Annotated in this window: 15 protein-coding genes; 7 read left to right on the top strand and 8 right to left on the bottom strand. The window is 70.2% G+C overall.

What is annotated here, in order from left to right; genetic code table 11:
* Positions 1-46: 46 nt before the first annotated feature.
* From ACT53R_RS18440 to ACT53R_RS18420, 5 genes are read left to right on the top strand one after another with little or no spacing between them, the layout of a single operon-like run.
* A complete protein-coding gene (locus tag ACT53R_RS18440; RefSeq protein WP_476173378.1) occupies positions 47-970 on the top strand; it encodes an STM4015 family protein in 924 nt (307 codons plus the stop codon).
* The gene (locus tag ACT53R_RS18435; RefSeq protein ID WP_476173377.1) at positions 967-2,142 is read left to right on the top strand and encodes an STM4014 family protein; all 1,176 of its coding nucleotides are present in this window, start codon (positions 967-969) and stop codon (positions 2,140-2,142) included. The genes ACT53R_RS18440 and ACT53R_RS18435 overlap by 4 nt, the downstream gene beginning before the upstream one ends.
* Positions 2,135-3,004, top strand: a complete 870-nt coding sequence (locus ACT53R_RS18430; RefSeq protein WP_476173376.1) for an STM4013/SEN3800 family hydrolase — start codon at positions 2,135-2,137, stop codon at positions 3,002-3,004. Before ACT53R_RS18435 ends, ACT53R_RS18430 begins: the two co-directional genes overlap by 8 nt.
* Positions 3,001-4,371 carry an STM4012 family radical SAM protein gene (locus ACT53R_RS18425; RefSeq protein WP_476173375.1) on the top strand — a complete coding sequence of 457 codons (1,371 nt, stop codon included), beginning with the start codon at positions 3,001-3,003 and terminating at the stop codon, positions 4,369-4,371. Before ACT53R_RS18430 ends, ACT53R_RS18425 begins: the two co-directional genes overlap by 4 nt.
* A gap of 31 nt (positions 4,372-4,402) precedes the next feature.
* Positions 4,403-5,284: an STM4011 family radical SAM protein gene (locus ACT53R_RS18420; RefSeq protein ID WP_476173396.1), complete on the top strand. Its 882-nt coding sequence runs from the start codon at positions 4,403-4,405 to the stop codon at positions 5,282-5,284.
* A gap of 61 nt (positions 5,285-5,345) precedes the next feature.
* Here the strand turns inward: ACT53R_RS18420 and ACT53R_RS18415 are convergent, their stop codons facing one another.
* From ACT53R_RS18415 to ACT53R_RS18395, 5 genes are all read right to left on the bottom strand, one after another.
* Positions 5,346-5,531 carry a 30S ribosomal protein THX gene (locus tag ACT53R_RS18415; RefSeq protein ID WP_476173395.1) on the bottom strand — a complete coding sequence of 62 codons (186 nt, stop codon included), beginning with the start codon at positions 5,529-5,531 and terminating at the stop codon, positions 5,346-5,348.
* Positions 5,532-5,657: 126 nt separating this feature from the next.
* Complete coding sequence (locus ACT53R_RS18410; RefSeq protein ID WP_476173374.1) at positions 5,658-6,071, bottom strand: MerC domain-containing protein; 414 nt, start codon at positions 6,069-6,071, stop codon at positions 5,658-5,660.
* Between the two features lie 2 nt (positions 6,072-6,073).
* Entirely contained in the window at positions 6,074-6,850 is a 777-nt protein-coding gene (locus ACT53R_RS18405; protein ID WP_476173373.1) for a metal ABC transporter permease, read from the bottom strand.
* Entirely contained in the window at positions 6,847-7,755 is a 909-nt protein-coding gene (locus tag ACT53R_RS18400) for a metal ABC transporter substrate-binding protein (RefSeq protein WP_476173372.1), read from the bottom strand. The genes ACT53R_RS18405 and ACT53R_RS18400 overlap by 4 nt, the downstream gene beginning before the upstream one ends.
* A gap of 13 nt (positions 7,756-7,768) precedes the next feature.
* Positions 7,769-9,184 carry a hypothetical protein gene (locus tag ACT53R_RS18395; RefSeq protein WP_476173371.1) on the bottom strand — a complete coding sequence of 472 codons (1,416 nt, stop codon included), beginning with the start codon at positions 9,182-9,184 and terminating at the stop codon, positions 7,769-7,771.
* A 218-nt stretch (positions 9,185-9,402) separates the two neighbouring features.
* On the opposite strand from ACT53R_RS18395, the gene ACT53R_RS18390 reads away from it, so the two are divergent.
* Positions 9,403-11,445: a TonB-dependent receptor gene (locus ACT53R_RS18390; protein ID WP_476173370.1), complete on the top strand. Its 2,043-nt coding sequence runs from the start codon at positions 9,403-9,405 to the stop codon at positions 11,443-11,445.
* A gap of 167 nt (positions 11,446-11,612) precedes the next feature.
* Here ACT53R_RS18390 and ACT53R_RS18385 read toward each other — a convergent pair whose 3' ends face one another.
* On the bottom strand, positions 11,613-12,119 hold the full coding sequence (locus tag ACT53R_RS18385; RefSeq protein ID WP_476173369.1) for a transcriptional repressor: 507 nt from the start codon (positions 12,117-12,119) through the stop codon (positions 11,613-11,615).
* 58 nt (positions 12,120-12,177) lie between these two features.
* Entirely contained in the window at positions 12,178-13,590 is a 1,413-nt protein-coding gene (gltX, locus tag ACT53R_RS18380) for a glutamate--tRNA ligase (RefSeq protein ID WP_476173368.1), read from the bottom strand.
* A gap of 93 nt (positions 13,591-13,683) precedes the next feature.
* Between gltX and lpxH the strand changes: the two genes are divergently transcribed.
* On the top strand, positions 13,684-14,427 hold the full coding sequence (gene lpxH, locus ACT53R_RS18375; protein WP_476173367.1) for a UDP-2,3-diacylglucosamine diphosphatase: 744 nt from the start codon (positions 13,684-13,686) through the stop codon (positions 14,425-14,427).
* A 144-nt stretch (positions 14,428-14,571) separates the two neighbouring features.
* Here lpxH and ACT53R_RS18370 read toward each other — a convergent pair whose 3' ends face one another.
* Complete coding sequence (locus ACT53R_RS18370; RefSeq protein WP_476173366.1) at positions 14,572-14,766, bottom strand: hypothetical protein; 195 nt, start codon at positions 14,764-14,766, stop codon at positions 14,572-14,574.
* Between the last annotated feature and the right edge of the window lie 148 nt (positions 14,767-14,914).

Below are 14,914 nucleotides of genomic sequence, written 5' to 3'. Positions count from 1 at the left end.
TCTCTTCTTTCCATTCCCTGACCGGCGTCCGCGCCAAGGACCTTCCATGACCGTCAACGAGACCCTCGAACGCTTCTTCGACAAACCCGTCATCGAGTTCCGCATGGGCGACACCGTCGCCGACCGCAACGCCGTGCGCACCCACGCCTTCCGTCTGGCGCAGGATTACGACTCGGCCGAGAGCCAGCGCGAACTGCTCGACGCCTTCCTCGCGCAGGTCGACACGACCGCTCTCGACGCGCTGATCATCGGCGCGTGGAGCGAAGCGCACGACACCTCGCCGCAGGACTACCTCGACGCGCTGATCGAACGCCGCGCCGAACTGCCGGCGCTGCGCGCGCTGTTCGTCGGCGACATGACGTTCGAGGACTGCGAGATCTCGTGGATCATCCAGGGCGCCTACAACGCGCTGCTCGCGGCATTCCCCGATCTGCAGGTCCTGCGCATCCGCGGCAGCACCGACCTGACGCTCGCGTCGTTCACGCACGCGGCACTGCAGGAGCTGGCGATCGAGTGCGGCGGCCTGCCCGAAGGCATCGCCAACGCGATCGCGGGTTCGACGCTGCCGGCAGTGAAGCGGCTCGAACTGTGGCTGGGCGACGACAACTACGGCTTCGACGGCGACGTGGAGACCTATGCGCGGCTGCTCGATGCGATCGACGCGTCGCGCCTCGACTACCTCGGCCTGCGCAATGCGCAGATCAGCGATGCGCTGGCGCAGCACCTCGCCGGCTGCGATTGGCTGGGTCGCCTCGACACGCTGGACCTGTCGATGGGCACGATCGGCGATCTCGGCGCGCAGGCGCTGTGCGAAAGCCCTTACCTCTCCGGACTGAAGACGCTCGATCTCAGCCATCACTACATCAGCGACGCCTGGCAGGCGAAGCTGAAGGCGCTGTCGTGCCGCGTGGTGCTGGACGACCCGCAGGACGAGGACGACGGGGAGCGTTACGTCGCCGTCGCCGAGTGAACCGCCGCGACGCGCCACTGGCGGTGTTCGGCGCGCCCGGGCATCGCCGCATCCAGCGGCTCCAGGACGCGCTGCGCGAGCGCGGCCTGCGCCGGGCGGCGGTGATCGACTACGCGGAACACCTGTGCGCGCCTGCACCGCCGCTCGTGCTGCCGTCGGCCGACGACGGCACGCCGACGATGGTCAAGCTCGACGCACCGGCCGCGGGCGCCGGCCTGTACGAACGACTGGTGCAGCGCGGCCATCGGCTGCTCGATCGTGACGGCGCGCCGCCGATCGACATCGACGGCCATGCGCTCGCGCATCGCGACCTGTGGTTCGCGGGCTTCGCCGACCTGCTGCGCACGATCGCGCATGAGGCAGAGACCGTCGCCGGTCCGATCCGCTGGCTGAATCCGGTCGAGGACATCCTGCGCATGTGCGACAAATGGGCGTGCCGCGAAGCGCTGGCCGCGTCCGGCGTCGACGTACCGCCCGCGCTCGGCCGCGTGGCGTCCTACGCGCACCTGCGCGATCTGCTCGATGCGCACGATTGCGACCGCGTGTTCGTGAAGGCGCGCTACGGCTCGGCCGCGGCGGGCGTGGTCGCGTATCGCCGGCATCGCGACGGGCGCGAACTCGCGTGGACCACGGCGGAAGTCGTCGACACGGGCGGACGCACGCAGTTGTTCAACCGACTCTCGCCGCAGCGCTGCACCGACCGCGCACGCATCGCCGCGCTGATCGACGCGCTCGCTGCGCAGGACTGCTATGCCGAGACGTGGATTCCGAAGCCGCGCGCCACGGGTTTCGCCGGTTGCTGCTTCGACCTGCGCGTGATCGCCTTCGCCGGCGAGTCGCGACAGCGCATGGCGCGCATCGCGGACGCACCGATGACCAACCTGCATCTCGGCAATCGGCGCGCCGATCCGACGTCGCTGCTCGACGAAGACGCATGGACGAAGGTCGACGCCACGGTGCGCGCCGCAGCACAGGTGTTCCCCGGCAGCACGATGATCGGCTTCGACGTGATCCCGGGGCGCGACCGCTGCATCGTGCTCGAAGCCAATGCCTTCGGCGACGACGTGCAGCACGCGCGCTGCGATGGCGCGGAGCCGGCGGACGACCAGGCCGACTGGGTGCTCGCCGGTCTCGCGCAGGCCTCCGCACACGAGACGCGCGCCCATGGCTGACGCGCGCGTGCCCGTGCTCGACATGCACGCGATCGTCGGCAGCCACGACGTGCTGTTCGTCGTGCTCGACACGCTGCGCTTCGACGTTGCGCAAGCCTGCTTCCGCGCCGGCCGACTACCGACGCTGGCGCCGCACCTGCCGGCGGCAGGATGGGAGCGGCGGCACACGCCGGCAACGTTCACCTATGCCGCGCACCGCGCGTTCTTCGCCGGCTTCCTGCCGACGCCCGCAGCGCCGGGGCCGCATCCGCGCCTGTTCTCGCTGGCGTTCGGCGGCAGCGAGACGGTCGACGGCAACACCTTCGTGTTTTCGGACGACGGCGGCGCGGATCGCGCGGACATCGTCGGCGGCTTCGCGGCGCTCGGCTACCACACACTGTGCATTGGCGGCGTCGGTTTCTTCAACCCGGCGAACGCGCTCGGCCGCGACCTGCCGGGGCTGTTCGCCGAAGCGCACTGGCATCCCGGGTTCGGCGTGACCGCGGTCGATTCGACCGAACGCCAGGTTGCACTCGCCTGCACACGACTCGACGCCGACGACCTGCGCGGCCGGCGCTGCTTCACCTACCTCAACGTGTCGGCGCTGCACCAGCCGAACCGGCATTACCTGCCCGGCGCCGTCGAGGACAATGCGGACACGCAGGCCGCGGCGCTCGAATACGTCGATGCGGCACTCGCACCGCTGTTCGCGGCCGCACGACGACGCGCGCCGACGTTCGTGATCGTCTGCTCCGACCACGGCACCGCCTACGGCGAAGACGGCTATCGCGGTCATCGCCTCGCGCACGACGTGGTGCTGCACGTGCCGTACACGCATTTCCTGCTTGGACACGCACCTAACGGAGGCGACCTCGACGCATGAACGCCGCCACGCCCTTGCCGTCGCTGGACACGCTGCTGCAACTGCCGCCGTACCAGGCGTATTCGTACTCGTATCCGCACAAGACTGCATATCGCACACTGCCCGAACCGCGTGGACTGCGCGAGGTCTGGGCCGACGAAGCGCGCGACGCGCTGTTCCTGTACCTGCACATCCCGTTCTGCCCGTACCGCTGCGGCTTCTGCAACCTCTTTGCGCTGGCGAAGCCGAACGACGATGTGGTCGAGCGTTACCTCGACCAACTCGCGCTGCAGTTGGCGGTCACCGTCGACGCGCTCGACGGCCCGCGCTTCGCGCGCTTCGCACTGGGCGGCGGCACGCCGAGCTATCTGACCACGCCGCAACTCGAACGCCTGTTCGCGATGCTGCAGCGCCACGGCACCGACCCGCGCGCGCTGCCGTCGGGCATGGAAGTGTCGCCCGACACCGCCGATGCGGAAAAGATGGCGCTGTGCCGCGAGGCCGGCATCGATCGCGTCAGCATGGGCATCCAGAGTTTCGGCGACGCCGAGGTGCGCGCGCTGGTGCGGCCGCAGCAGCGCGACGAGGTCGAACGCGCGATCGCCGCGATCCGCGCGCAGCGTTTCCCCACGCTCAACCTCGACCTGATCTACGGCATCGCCGGACAGAGCGTCGACAGCTTCATCGCTTCGATCGACAGCGCGCTCGCATTCGCGCCGGAGGAACTCTATCTGTATCCGCTGTACGTGCGACCGCTGACCGGGCTCGGGCGCATGGCGGGACGCGACGGCCGCACGCGCTTCGCAGTGCAGGCCGAGCCGCAGGACGATCGACCGGCACTGTATCGCGCGGGACGCGATCACCTGCTCGCCGCCGGCTACACGCAGGTGTCGATGCGCATGTTCCGCGCGCCGCACGCGCCCGCGGGCGACGCCGGCCCTGCCTACTGCTGCCAGGACGACGGCATGGTCGGCATCGGCTGCGGTGCGCGCTCCTACACGCGCGGCCTGCATTACGCGAGCGAATACGGCGTGTCGCGACGCAGCGTCGCCGAGATCCTCGCCCATCACCTCTCGCTGACCGCCGACGATTTCGCGCAGGTGCGGCACGGGTTCATGCTCGACGGCGACGAACAGCGGCGGCGGTACGCGATCCAGTCGCTGCTGGTGAAGCCGGGACTGTCGTTCGAGGCGTGGCGCGCACGCTTCGGCAGCGAACTCTTCGACGACCTGCCGCAGCTGGCGTCGCTGGAGCCGCTCGGCCTCGCGCGACGCGACGGCGCGCTGCTCGCGCTCACCGACGCGGGCTTCGCGCACGCCGACACGATCGGCCCGTGGCTGGCGTCGCCGGCCGTGCTCGCGCGGATGGCCGAACATGCACCGCGCTGACATGCACGTCCCGCAGGCCGTGATCGACACGATGCAAGCAGGCGGCGTGCCCGGGCATCTTTCGCTGCTGTATCGCGGGCGGCTGAGCAGTTGCAATTACGACTGCGCCTACTGCCCGTTCGCGAAGACCCGCGACACCCGCACGACGCTGCAGCGCGACGCCGCGGACCTCGCGCGTTTCGTCGACTGGGCGACGACGTGGCAGCGGCCGTTGTCGATCCTGTTCACGCCGTGGGGCGAAGGCCTGGTGCGGAAGCACTATCGCGAGGCGATGATCGCGCTGAGCCGCCTGCCGCATGTGCGGCGGGTGGCGATCCAGACCAACCTCTGCATCGGCATGCGCTGGCTGGACCGCGTCGATCCGCGCGCGTTCGCGCTGTGGTGCACCTGGCATCCCACGCAGGTGCCGCTGGCGACGTTCGTCGCGCGCTGCCGCGAACTGCACCGGCGCGGGCTGCGCTTCAGCGTGGGCATGGTGGCGCTGCGCGACGCGTTCGACGACATCGACCGGCTGCGCGCGGCGCTGCCCGACGACGTGCCGCTCTGGCTCAACGCCTTCGACGGTCGCGATGCGGACTACTACATGGCCGATGACGTGGCGCGGCTGCGCCGCATCGACCCGCACTTCGGTTTCAGCCTCGATCCGCCGCCCAGCCTAGGCGCGCCGTGCGCGACCGGAGAATCGGTGCTGTCGGTCGACGGCGACGGCGGCGTACGCCGCTGCCATTTCGTCGCCGAATCGCTGGGCAACCTGTACGACGGCAGCTTCGTGGCGCAGTTGCGCCCGCGCGCCTGTCCGAACCGCGCCTGCGACTGCTTCATCGGCTACGTGCACCGCCGCGACCTGCCGTTCGCGACCGACTACGCCGGCGGGCAACTGGAACGGGTGCCGGCGCGGCCGCCGGGCGCCTGAGCCCGGAAACGCGAAACCCCGCCGGAGCGGGGTTTCGTGGCAACCGATCGGGAAGGCCCGATCAGTCCTTGGCAGCGACCTTCTTCACCGCGGCCTTCTTGGCCGGCGCCTTGGCGACCGGCTTGGCGGCGGCCTTCTTGGCGACCGGCGCAGCGCCGGCGGCCAGGCCGGTGGCCTTCGGACGGGCGTTGCCGTAGCTGGAGTTGTAGCGCTTGCCCTTGGCGGTCTTGCGGTCGCCCTTGCCCATGTCGAAACCCTCGATAGCTGTCGTGTTCGGTGTGATCGTGTTGGTACGGATCCGCGGCGATGCGCGGGCCGCGAATGCTACCACGCGGGGGGCCTCCGCGGGCCCGGGCCGGTCCGGCACCGGGATTCAGCCGGCGTCGGCGGCGGCTTCGGCGGCAAGATGGGTCAGGCGCAGGTTGGCCAGGTGGGCCAGCGCCACGAACGTCCCGCCCACGGTCATCACGATGGCGTGCGGCACCACCGTGGCGTGCAGCGGTGCATACAGCACGCCGAACCACAGCGCCGTCAGTCCCGGCAGCAGCAGGCCCAGCGCCCGCACCTCGCGGTGGCGCCGGTAGCCCCAGACCACGCTGAACAGGCCGACCATCGAGGCGAAGACGACGAACCATTCCTCGGCGTCCTTGCTCAGCCAGGTCGCGACGCCGATGCTCGGCAGCAGCGCGATCAGCAGCGGCAGCAGCGCGCAGTGCACGGCGCAGAGCAGGGAGCCGACGGCTCCCATGCGGTCGAGCAGGACGCGGTAGCGGTGTTCCAGGGCCATCGTCATTCCGTGGGGGCGGACCGGCCGCGTCCAAGGGCGAACACCTGCGCCAGCAGCGCGCAGCCGACCAGCGTCCAGACGATCATCGCGCCGCTGGGCAGGTCCAGCAGCGCCGACAGCGCCAGCCCCGAAACGTAGCCGAGGATGCCGATGGCATAGGCGATGCCCAGCCGGCGCCCCAGCGCCACCGTGCCCAGCGCGGGCACGATCAGGCTGGCGAACACCAGGTACACGCCCACCAGCTGCACCGAGGCGGTGATCGCCAGCGCGAACAGCGCGTAGAACAGCAGGCCGCGCGGTTCGCCGCGCTTCCAGACCATCACCGCCAGCAGCGCCGCCGACAGGATCGCCGCCGGAATCAGTTGACCGTAGCTCACCCACAGGATCTGCCCGACCAGCAGGTCCTTCAGGTGTTCGCCGCCCTGCGGGTTGTTGGCCAGCAGCAGCAGGCCGCCAGTCGCGGCCAGCACGAACAGGGTGCCGATCAGCGGTTCCTGGTACTTCGGCCAGCGCTTGTCGGTCCAGGCCAGCAGGCCCGCGCCGGCGAGACCGGCCACCGCGGCGGCGATCTCGACCCCGAAGCCATGCTCGTCGACACCGAGATACTGCGCGAGGATCACGCCGAGACCCGCGATCTGCGCGATCGCCAGGTCGATGAAGATGATGCCGCGCGCCAGCACCTGCCGGCCCAGCGGCACGTGCGTGGACAGCACGATCAGCCCGGCCAGGCACGCCGGGCCGAGGATCGAGAGGTCGAGACCGTCCCAGTTGAGCGTCACTTGGCGGCGCCCAGCAGCTTGGACAGGGTCGAGTCGAACAGGCCGAACAGATCCTTCGACTGCGCATCGCCGCCGACGGTGTACGGCAGCGTCACCGCGGGCACGCCGGTGCGGCCCGCCAGCCAGTCGGCCGGCTTCGGATCCTGGTAGGCGGCGCGGACGATCGCCAGCGTGTTCGACGCCTTGGTGGTCGCGATCAGGCTCGACAGATGCGCACTGGTGGGCGGCACGCCGGGCTTGGGTTCGAGCGCGCCGATCTGCTGCATGCCCAGCCAGTCCCACAGGTACACCCAGCTGATGTGGTGGACCACGACCTTGCGGCCGCGCAGCGGCGCGGCCTGTGCCTGCCAGCGCTTCATCGCGGCCGCCCAGCGGCCGGAGAAATCGGCCAGCCGCTGCTGGTACACCGCGGCGTTGGCGGGATCGAGCTGCGCGAGGCGCGCGTCGAGGCGCTGCGCGATCACCAGCACGCGGCGCGGATCGAGCTGCACGTGCGGGTTGCCATCGGGATGCACGTCGCCGTTGGCGCGGTCCAGCGCGGTCGGCTTCTCCAGCGTCTTCACCTGCATCGCGGCCATGAACGAGCCGTTACCGGACGCCACCTTCGTGTTGCCCGACTGGCGGATCAGCTGCGGCAGCCAGCCCACTTCCAGTTCGGCGCCGGTGCAGACCAGGAGGTCGGCGGCGCGCAGCTTGGCGATCAGGCTGGGCTTGGCCTCGATGACGTGGACGTCCTGCAATGCGGAGGTGGCGACATCGACGTCGACCTTGTCGCCGGCGAGTTCGTGGACGAGCGAGCCCCACTCGGGCTCGCAGGCGAAGACGCGCAGCTTCGCCTGCGCCGGGGCGACGACGGCGGCGCCCAGCAGCAGAGAAAAAAGCACGCGGGAAGCGAAGGACGTCATGACGGTCGATTCCTCAGAACTTGTGGGCGCCGTGCGCGCCGAGGCTGGTCTGGTACTGCAGGGTGACGGCGGTGTCGGTGTCGTCGGCGTTGGGGCGGTCGCGGCTCAGCTGCAGGCGGAACAGGCTGAATTCGCTGTTGCGCCAGGTGACTTCGGCGGTGTGGCGGTCCGGATCGAACGGACTGGCGAACGGGCCGCCGTCGTCCGCCCACAGGCGGTCGTAGCGATAGCCGACGTCCCAGGTGCGGTTGAAGCGGTACACCGCTTCGAGATAACCGCCGCTGCGGCGGCCGTCCCACGGCAGGACGTTGTTGGCGTCGAGCGGATCGACGTACTGGCCGTCGCGGTCGTCGCGCATGTACTCGCCGCGCACGGTCACGCCGCCGTCCTTGAAGTTGCCCTGCGGCGCCCACTTCCAGGTCGCGTCGGCGACGTAGAGCCGGCCTTCGCCATCGAAACCGTCCTCGGCGCCGGCGGCGTGCGTGCGCAACATCGACAGGCCCGCCAGCCATTCGCTGTCGCTGCCGATCGAGCCGCCCACGTGCGCGAACAGGCTGCGCGTGCCGATGCCGCCATGCTGCGCGCCGCCCGACGGGAAGCGATCACCTCGGAACACTTCGCCGCCGAATTCCAGGAAGAACGGCGTCGGCGCCAGCCAACGCACCTGCACGCCGTCGTCGCCGTACTGATTGCCGAGGAACGCCTGGTAGGCCAGCGGCCGGTCGGCGAAGTTGTCGGTGTGGGTGTGGTGGCTGTTGAGGTAGCCGATGTTCGAGTAGAACCGGCCCATGCGCAGGTTGAAGCCGGCCGGCAGCGCGGTCGCATCGACGAACGCCTCCTCGATGCCGACTTCGTCCTGCCCGTCCTCGGTGCCGACGGCCAGCGTGAGCTGACCGTAGAACTTGTCGTCGATGTTCGCGGACATCGACAGTTCGCTCTCGCCCAGCGACAACCCCTGCGGCGACGGCCCACCCTCGCCCACCAGCGGAAAACCGCTGCGCACGTAGGCATCGGGATCGAGCGAGTGATGGCTGTAGCTGCCGTTGAGGATCAGGCTGATCGCCGGATTGAAGGCGTTGGCGTTGCCGCCCGACGACGACGCGGACGCCTCGGGCGCGGCGGCGACGGAGGTCGAGGAACCAGCGTCCGTCGCGACATCGGCCGGTGCGCTCACGTCGTCCGCAGCGACGGCGGCGACGTCATCGGCCGGCGCGGCCGGCTGCGGCGCGGCGGGTGACGCGGTGCCGCGGAGGCGGGCGATTTCGGCGCGATTCGCCTCGGTCTCGCGGCGCAGGGCCTCGACTTCGGCGCGCAGGGCGCGGAGCTGTTCGGCCATGGCATCGACGGTGACCGCAGGCGGATCGGCCGCGAAGGCCGGTGCGCTCGACAGCGCGGCGGCGACGCAAAGCCCGGACAGGACAGTTCTCATGGCGCTCCGAAGGCGTGGTTTTGCATGGTTATAACGTAACAATCATCGCACAGCCGGGGCCGGCTTTGGATGTCGGCCCCAGGCGGATTCAGCCGGGGACGATCCGGACGCGACCCGTTGCGGCGATATCTGCGCCCTCGGGCATGACTTCCGGGGGGTTGCGTCAATATGTAACGTTATAACATTCTTTGACGACTTCCTCCCGATCCAGAGCCGCCATGTCCGACCGCCCTCTTCCTTCTCTTGCCCGCACCCCGGCCCGCAACCGCCTGTGGATCGCGATCGCGCTGCTGCTGCCGGCCCTGGCCTCGGCGCAGGACGCCGCGCCGCCGGCCCGCGACACCCCCGACCAGGACAGCCGCCACACCGAGGCGCACGACCTCGACGCCGTGATCGTGACTGCCAGCCCGCTGCGGCAGACCGCCGAACAGCTCAGCCAGCCGGCCGAGGTGCTGACCGGCGAGGCGCTGGACCGCGCCAAGGCCGGCACGCTCGGCGACACCCTGAGCAAGCTGCCCGGCGTCCAGACCTCGAATTTCGGCGCCGGCGTCGGCCGGCCGATCATTCGCGGCCTCGACGGCCCGCGCGTGGGCGTGCTGTCAGGCGGGCTGAGCAGCCAGGACGTGTCTACCATCAGCCAGGACCACGCGACCGCGGTCGAACCGTTCCTGGCCGACCAGATCGAAGTGCTCAAGGGCCCCGCCACCCTGCTCTACGGCAGCGGCGCGATCGGCGGCGTGGTCAACGTCGTCGACGGCCGCATCGCGGAGCGGGCGCTCGACCAGACCGTCACCGGCCGCGCGGAGCTTCGCTACGACACGGTCAACGACGGCACCACCGCGATGGCGCGCGTGGATGCGTCCGGCGCCGACGGCGCGCTGGTGCTGCATGCCGACGGCGTCTATCGCGAACAAGGCGACTACGACACGCCGCGCGGCACGCAGCAGAACAGCGACGTGCGCACCCGCACCGGCGCGCTGGGCGCCTCGTGGGTCGGCAAGGACGGTTTCCTCGGCTTCTCGGCCTCGCGCTACCAGGACCGCTACGGCAATCCGGGCGAGCCCGGCGACGCCGCGCTGGGCGAGCCGGCCGTCTATCTCGACATGCTGCAGACGCGTTCCGAAGTGAAAGCGGGCGTGAACCGTCCGTTCCTGATTTTCGAGAGCCTGCGCGGCAGCGTCGCGCGCACGAACTACGAGCACACCGAGTTCGAAGGCAGCGTGCCGGGCACGCATTTCGTCAACGACGCCACCGACGGCCGGATCGAGCTGACGATGCAGCCGTTCGGTGCGTGGACCGGCGCGCTCGGCGGGCAGTTCGGCGACCGCACGTTCGAGGCCATCGGCGAGGAAGCCTTCGTGCCACGCACCAACACGCGTTCGCGCGGGTTCTTCTGGATCGAACACGGCGACTACGGCGCGCTGCAGTTCGATCTCGGCGCACGCATTGATCGCGTGCGCACCTCGCCGGATGGTGGCCGCGTCCGCGATTTCTCGCCGAACAGCGTCTCCGCCGGCGCGGTGTGGAAGTTCGCGGACGCGTGGCGGCTGAGCCTCAATCTCGATCGCGCCGAACGCGCGCCGGCCGAGGAAGAGCTGTACGCCGACGGTCCGCACGCGGCCACGGCGTCGTACGAGATCGGCAATCCGGACATGCGCAAGGAGCGCGCCGACCAGGCGGAACTTGGCCTGCACTACCACGGCCAGCGCTTCGAGGCGAAGGCCGCGGTGTACCAGACCGACTTCAAGGGCTTCATCTATCTCGTCGACACCGGCACGACCACGCCCGATGCCGAGGCACTGCCGATTCGCCAGTGGTCGCAGGCGGATGCGCGCTTCCGCGGCATCGAGGCCGAAGTCACCGCGCACCTGCTGGACGACGCGCGCGGCAAGCTCGACCTGCATGCCTTCGGCGACCGCGTGCGCGGCACGCTGGACGGCGGCGAGCACCTGCCGCGCGTGGTGCCGGACCGGTTCGGCCTGGATCTGCGCTGGACCGCGGATGCGTGGCGCGCCAGCGTCGGCGCCACCCGCGTGATGCGCCAGGACCAGCTGGCGCCGGGCGAAACCGCGACCGCGGGCTACACCTTCGTCGACGCGCACTTCGCCTACCACTGGGACACGCCGACGCTCGGCTGGGAAGTGTTCGCCGACGGCACCAACCTCACCGACCAGGTCGGTCGCGTGCATACCTCGTTCCTCAAGGACACCGTGCTGCTGCCGGGCCGCGGCGTCGCCGCCGGCATCCGCGTCTTCTTCTGATCCACGGTTTCCGCAGCTCCGCCTTTCCGCGCGCCCCCTGCGCGCGTCGCGTGCCCGAAGGACCTCTCCCCCTCAGGGCATGCGGCGCGCGCAGTCTTTCGCGACGACGGCGACTGCGTCGTCGGCGATGCGCAATGCGGGGAACGTCGTGCGTGAAGGACGCGCGATCAGCGCGGCGCGGTGGCGCAGCGCGCGCAGAGACCGTGCACTTCCAGCGTCTGCGCCTGCGGCACGAAGCCGAGCGCGCGGGCCATTTCGTCGAGCAGCGCGACGATGCGCTCGTCTTCCAGTTCGACCGCCGCATGGCAGCGGTCGCAGATCAGGAACGGCACCGAATGCTGCGCCGTGCTCGGGTGATGGCAGGCGACGAAAGCGTTGACCGATTCCAGCTTGTGGATGAAGCCGTTGGCGAGCAGGAAATCCAGCGCGCGGTAGACCGTCGGCGGTGCCGCGGAGCCGGCGCTGTCCTCGTCGTCCAGCTTGTCGGCGCGGATGCGATCGAGCAGGTCGTAGGCCTTGATCGGCTTGCCCTGGGCAGCGATCAGGCCCAGCACCTTGGCGCGGATCGGCGTGAGCCGCAGCCCGCGCTCGCGGCAGGCGCGTTCCACCGCGGCCACGAAGCCCGGGGCGTCGTGGACATGGTGGTGCGGGTCGGTGCAGTGATCGTGTGCCATGGCTGGATGATGGCGACGTGCGCGGGGCGACTCAACCCCGCGCCGACGGACGCGCCGCTCAGCCCGCCGCCGCGATCTTCGCCAGCGCGGCGTCGATGCGCACCAGCGCCTCGTCGCGACCAGCGAGGAACACGGTGTGCGAGATGTCCGGGCTGACCTGGGTGCCGGTGATCGCCACCCGCATCGGCTGCGCGACCTTGCCCATGCCGATGCCCAGCGCCTCGGCGACGGCGTGCAGCGCGACGCTCACGGCCTCGGCGCTCCAGTCGCCTGCGTCGATCGCGGCCAGGCGGTCGCGCGCCTCGCGCAGCGGCGCGGCGGCCTCCGGCTTCAGGTGCTTGGCGACTGCGGCCTCGTCGTAGGTCGTCAGCGGCCCGAACCACACCGCGGCGCGCTCGGCCATGTCCTTCAGCGTCTGCACGCGATCGCGCAGCGCGACGACGAGATCGGCCGGCTTCGGGCCCTTCGCCAGGTCGTAGCCCGCGCGCTCCAGATGGAAGACGAGATGCTTGCCCACCGCCTCGGGATCGTCGCTCTTGAGGTACTGCTGGTTGAGCCAGCCGAGCTTCGCCATGTCCAGCCGCGACGCCTTCGGGTTCACGTCCTTCAGCTCGAACAGCGACACCATCTCGTCGCGAGTGAAGATCTCCTGGTCGCCGTGCGACCAGCCCAGCCGCACCAGATAGTTCAGCAGCGCATGCGGCAGGTAGCCGGCGTCCCGATAGCCCATCACGTCGGCGGCGCCGGTGCGCTTGGACAGCTTCGCGCCTTCCTCGTCGAGGATCATCGGCAGGTGCGCGAAATTCGGCACGGTCGCGCCCAGCGCCTTGTAGATATTGATCTGTCGCGGCGTGTTGTTGACGTGGTCGTCACCGCGCACCACGTCGGTGATGCCCATGTCGATGTCGTCGACGACGACGGCGAAGTTGTAGGTCGCGTAGCCATCGGAGCGGAAGATCACCAGATCATCGAGCTCGCTGTTGGCGATCTCGATGCGGCCCTTGACCTTGTCGTCCCACGCCACGGTGCCGTCGAGCGGATTCCTGAAGCGGATCACACGATTCGGGTCGTCGCGGAAGCCGGCGTTCGCGTCGCGGTACGCGCCGTTGTAGCGCGGCTTGAGTTTCGCGGCCTCGGCCGCCTCGCGCATCGCCTGCAACTCGTCCTTGGTCTCGTAGGCGTAGTACGCGGTGCCCGCGGCGACCATCTGCTCGGCGACCTCGCGGTAGCGGTCGAGGCGATGGGTCTGGTAGATCGGGCCTTCGTCGTAGCCGAGGTCCAGCCAGTCCATCGCGTCGAGGATGGCGTCGATCGCGCCCTGCGTGCTGCGCTCGCGGTCGGTGTCCTCGATCCGCAGCACGAACTGGCCGCCGTCGTGGCGCGCGGCCAGCCAGCAGTACAGCGCGGTGCGGGCGCCGCCGATGTGCAGGTAGCCGGTGGGACTGGGGGCGAAACGGGTGCGGGTGGTCATGGCGACGGCATCGGCTGCGTGAAGCCGGCCATTTTACCCGACCGCCGGTGCCGCCCGGTCCGCGGCAGGCGTCGCCGCCCTACAATCGCTGCCATGACGACCCTGTTCATTTCCGACCTGCACCTCGACCCCGAGCGCCCCGAGGTCACCCGCCTGTTCGGCGACTTCATCGACGGCGAGGCGCGCACGTCCGATGCGCTCTACATCCTCGGCGACCTGTTCGAGGCCTGGGTGGGCGACGACGATCCGTCCGAGACCGGCGCCTTCGTCGCGTCGAAACTGCGCGCGCTGGCGGACGCTGGCGTGCCGGTGGCCTTCCAGCACGGCAACCGCGATTTCCTGGTCGGCCGCGAGTTCGCCCGTCGCGCCGGCGTGCGCCTGCTGCCCGAGCACGCGGTGATCCTGCTGTCCGGCAAGCCCGCACTGCTGATGCACGGCGACACCCTGTGCACCGGCGATGCGGCCTACCAGGCGTTCCGCGCGCAGACCCGCGCGCCGGCATGGCAGGCGCAGTTCCTCGCCCAGCCGCTGGCCGCGCGGCTCGCGTTCGCGGCGCAGGCGCGCGCGGCGAGCCAGCAGCGCCAGCAGGCGATGAAGAGCGACGACCGCACGCAGTTCGAGACGATCACCGACGTCGCGCCCGACGCCGTGCACGAGACCCTCGCCCGCTACGGCGTGGACACGCTGATCCACGGCCACACCCATCGCCCGGCGATCCACGCGCTCGACGTCGACGGCCGCGCCTGCCGGCGCATCGTGCTGGGCGACTGGTACACGCAGGGCTCGGTGCTGCGCGTCGATGCACACGGCGCGATGCTGTCCGCCCTGTCGCTCTGACCGGGCGGCACCGCGGCCTCCAAGCCATCCCCATCGCGGCAACGCGCCTGCGTCGGGCACGCGGCATGCAGGCGCCCGGCTTGGCCACAGCAACAGGGTTGGAAAACGCGAAGGCGGGGATCGCCGCCGTCGCGCGCGATGCGATCAGGCCGTCGGAGAGACGGTCGGCGCAGGCGGCGCTGAGCGGTGCTTGTGCAGATACAGCAGGGTCATCACGCCACTGATCACGGAACCGACCAGATACGGGATCGCGATGAACAAGCCAAGCACCAGGAACACGACGGTGAGCGTGTTCAACACGAGCAATACGTCCCGCTTGCGGCGTTCCAGCGACATCATGGCGTTCTCCTGATCCTGTTGGTGTGCGGCGGACCTGTCGCGGTGGATTCGGACGGCCCGGCCCCATTATGCGTACACCCCGGGGCTCGCGACAGCGCCGTTGGTCGCCTGCCGGGCGGATCGATGCGCCCCGCGGCTGCTCCCGGCG

It is taken from the genome of Lysobacter sp. DMC104, from assembly GCF_056313665.1.
Note: the sequence above shows the minus strand (reverse complement) of the source record. Positions and strands in the feature narration are given on the sequence as shown.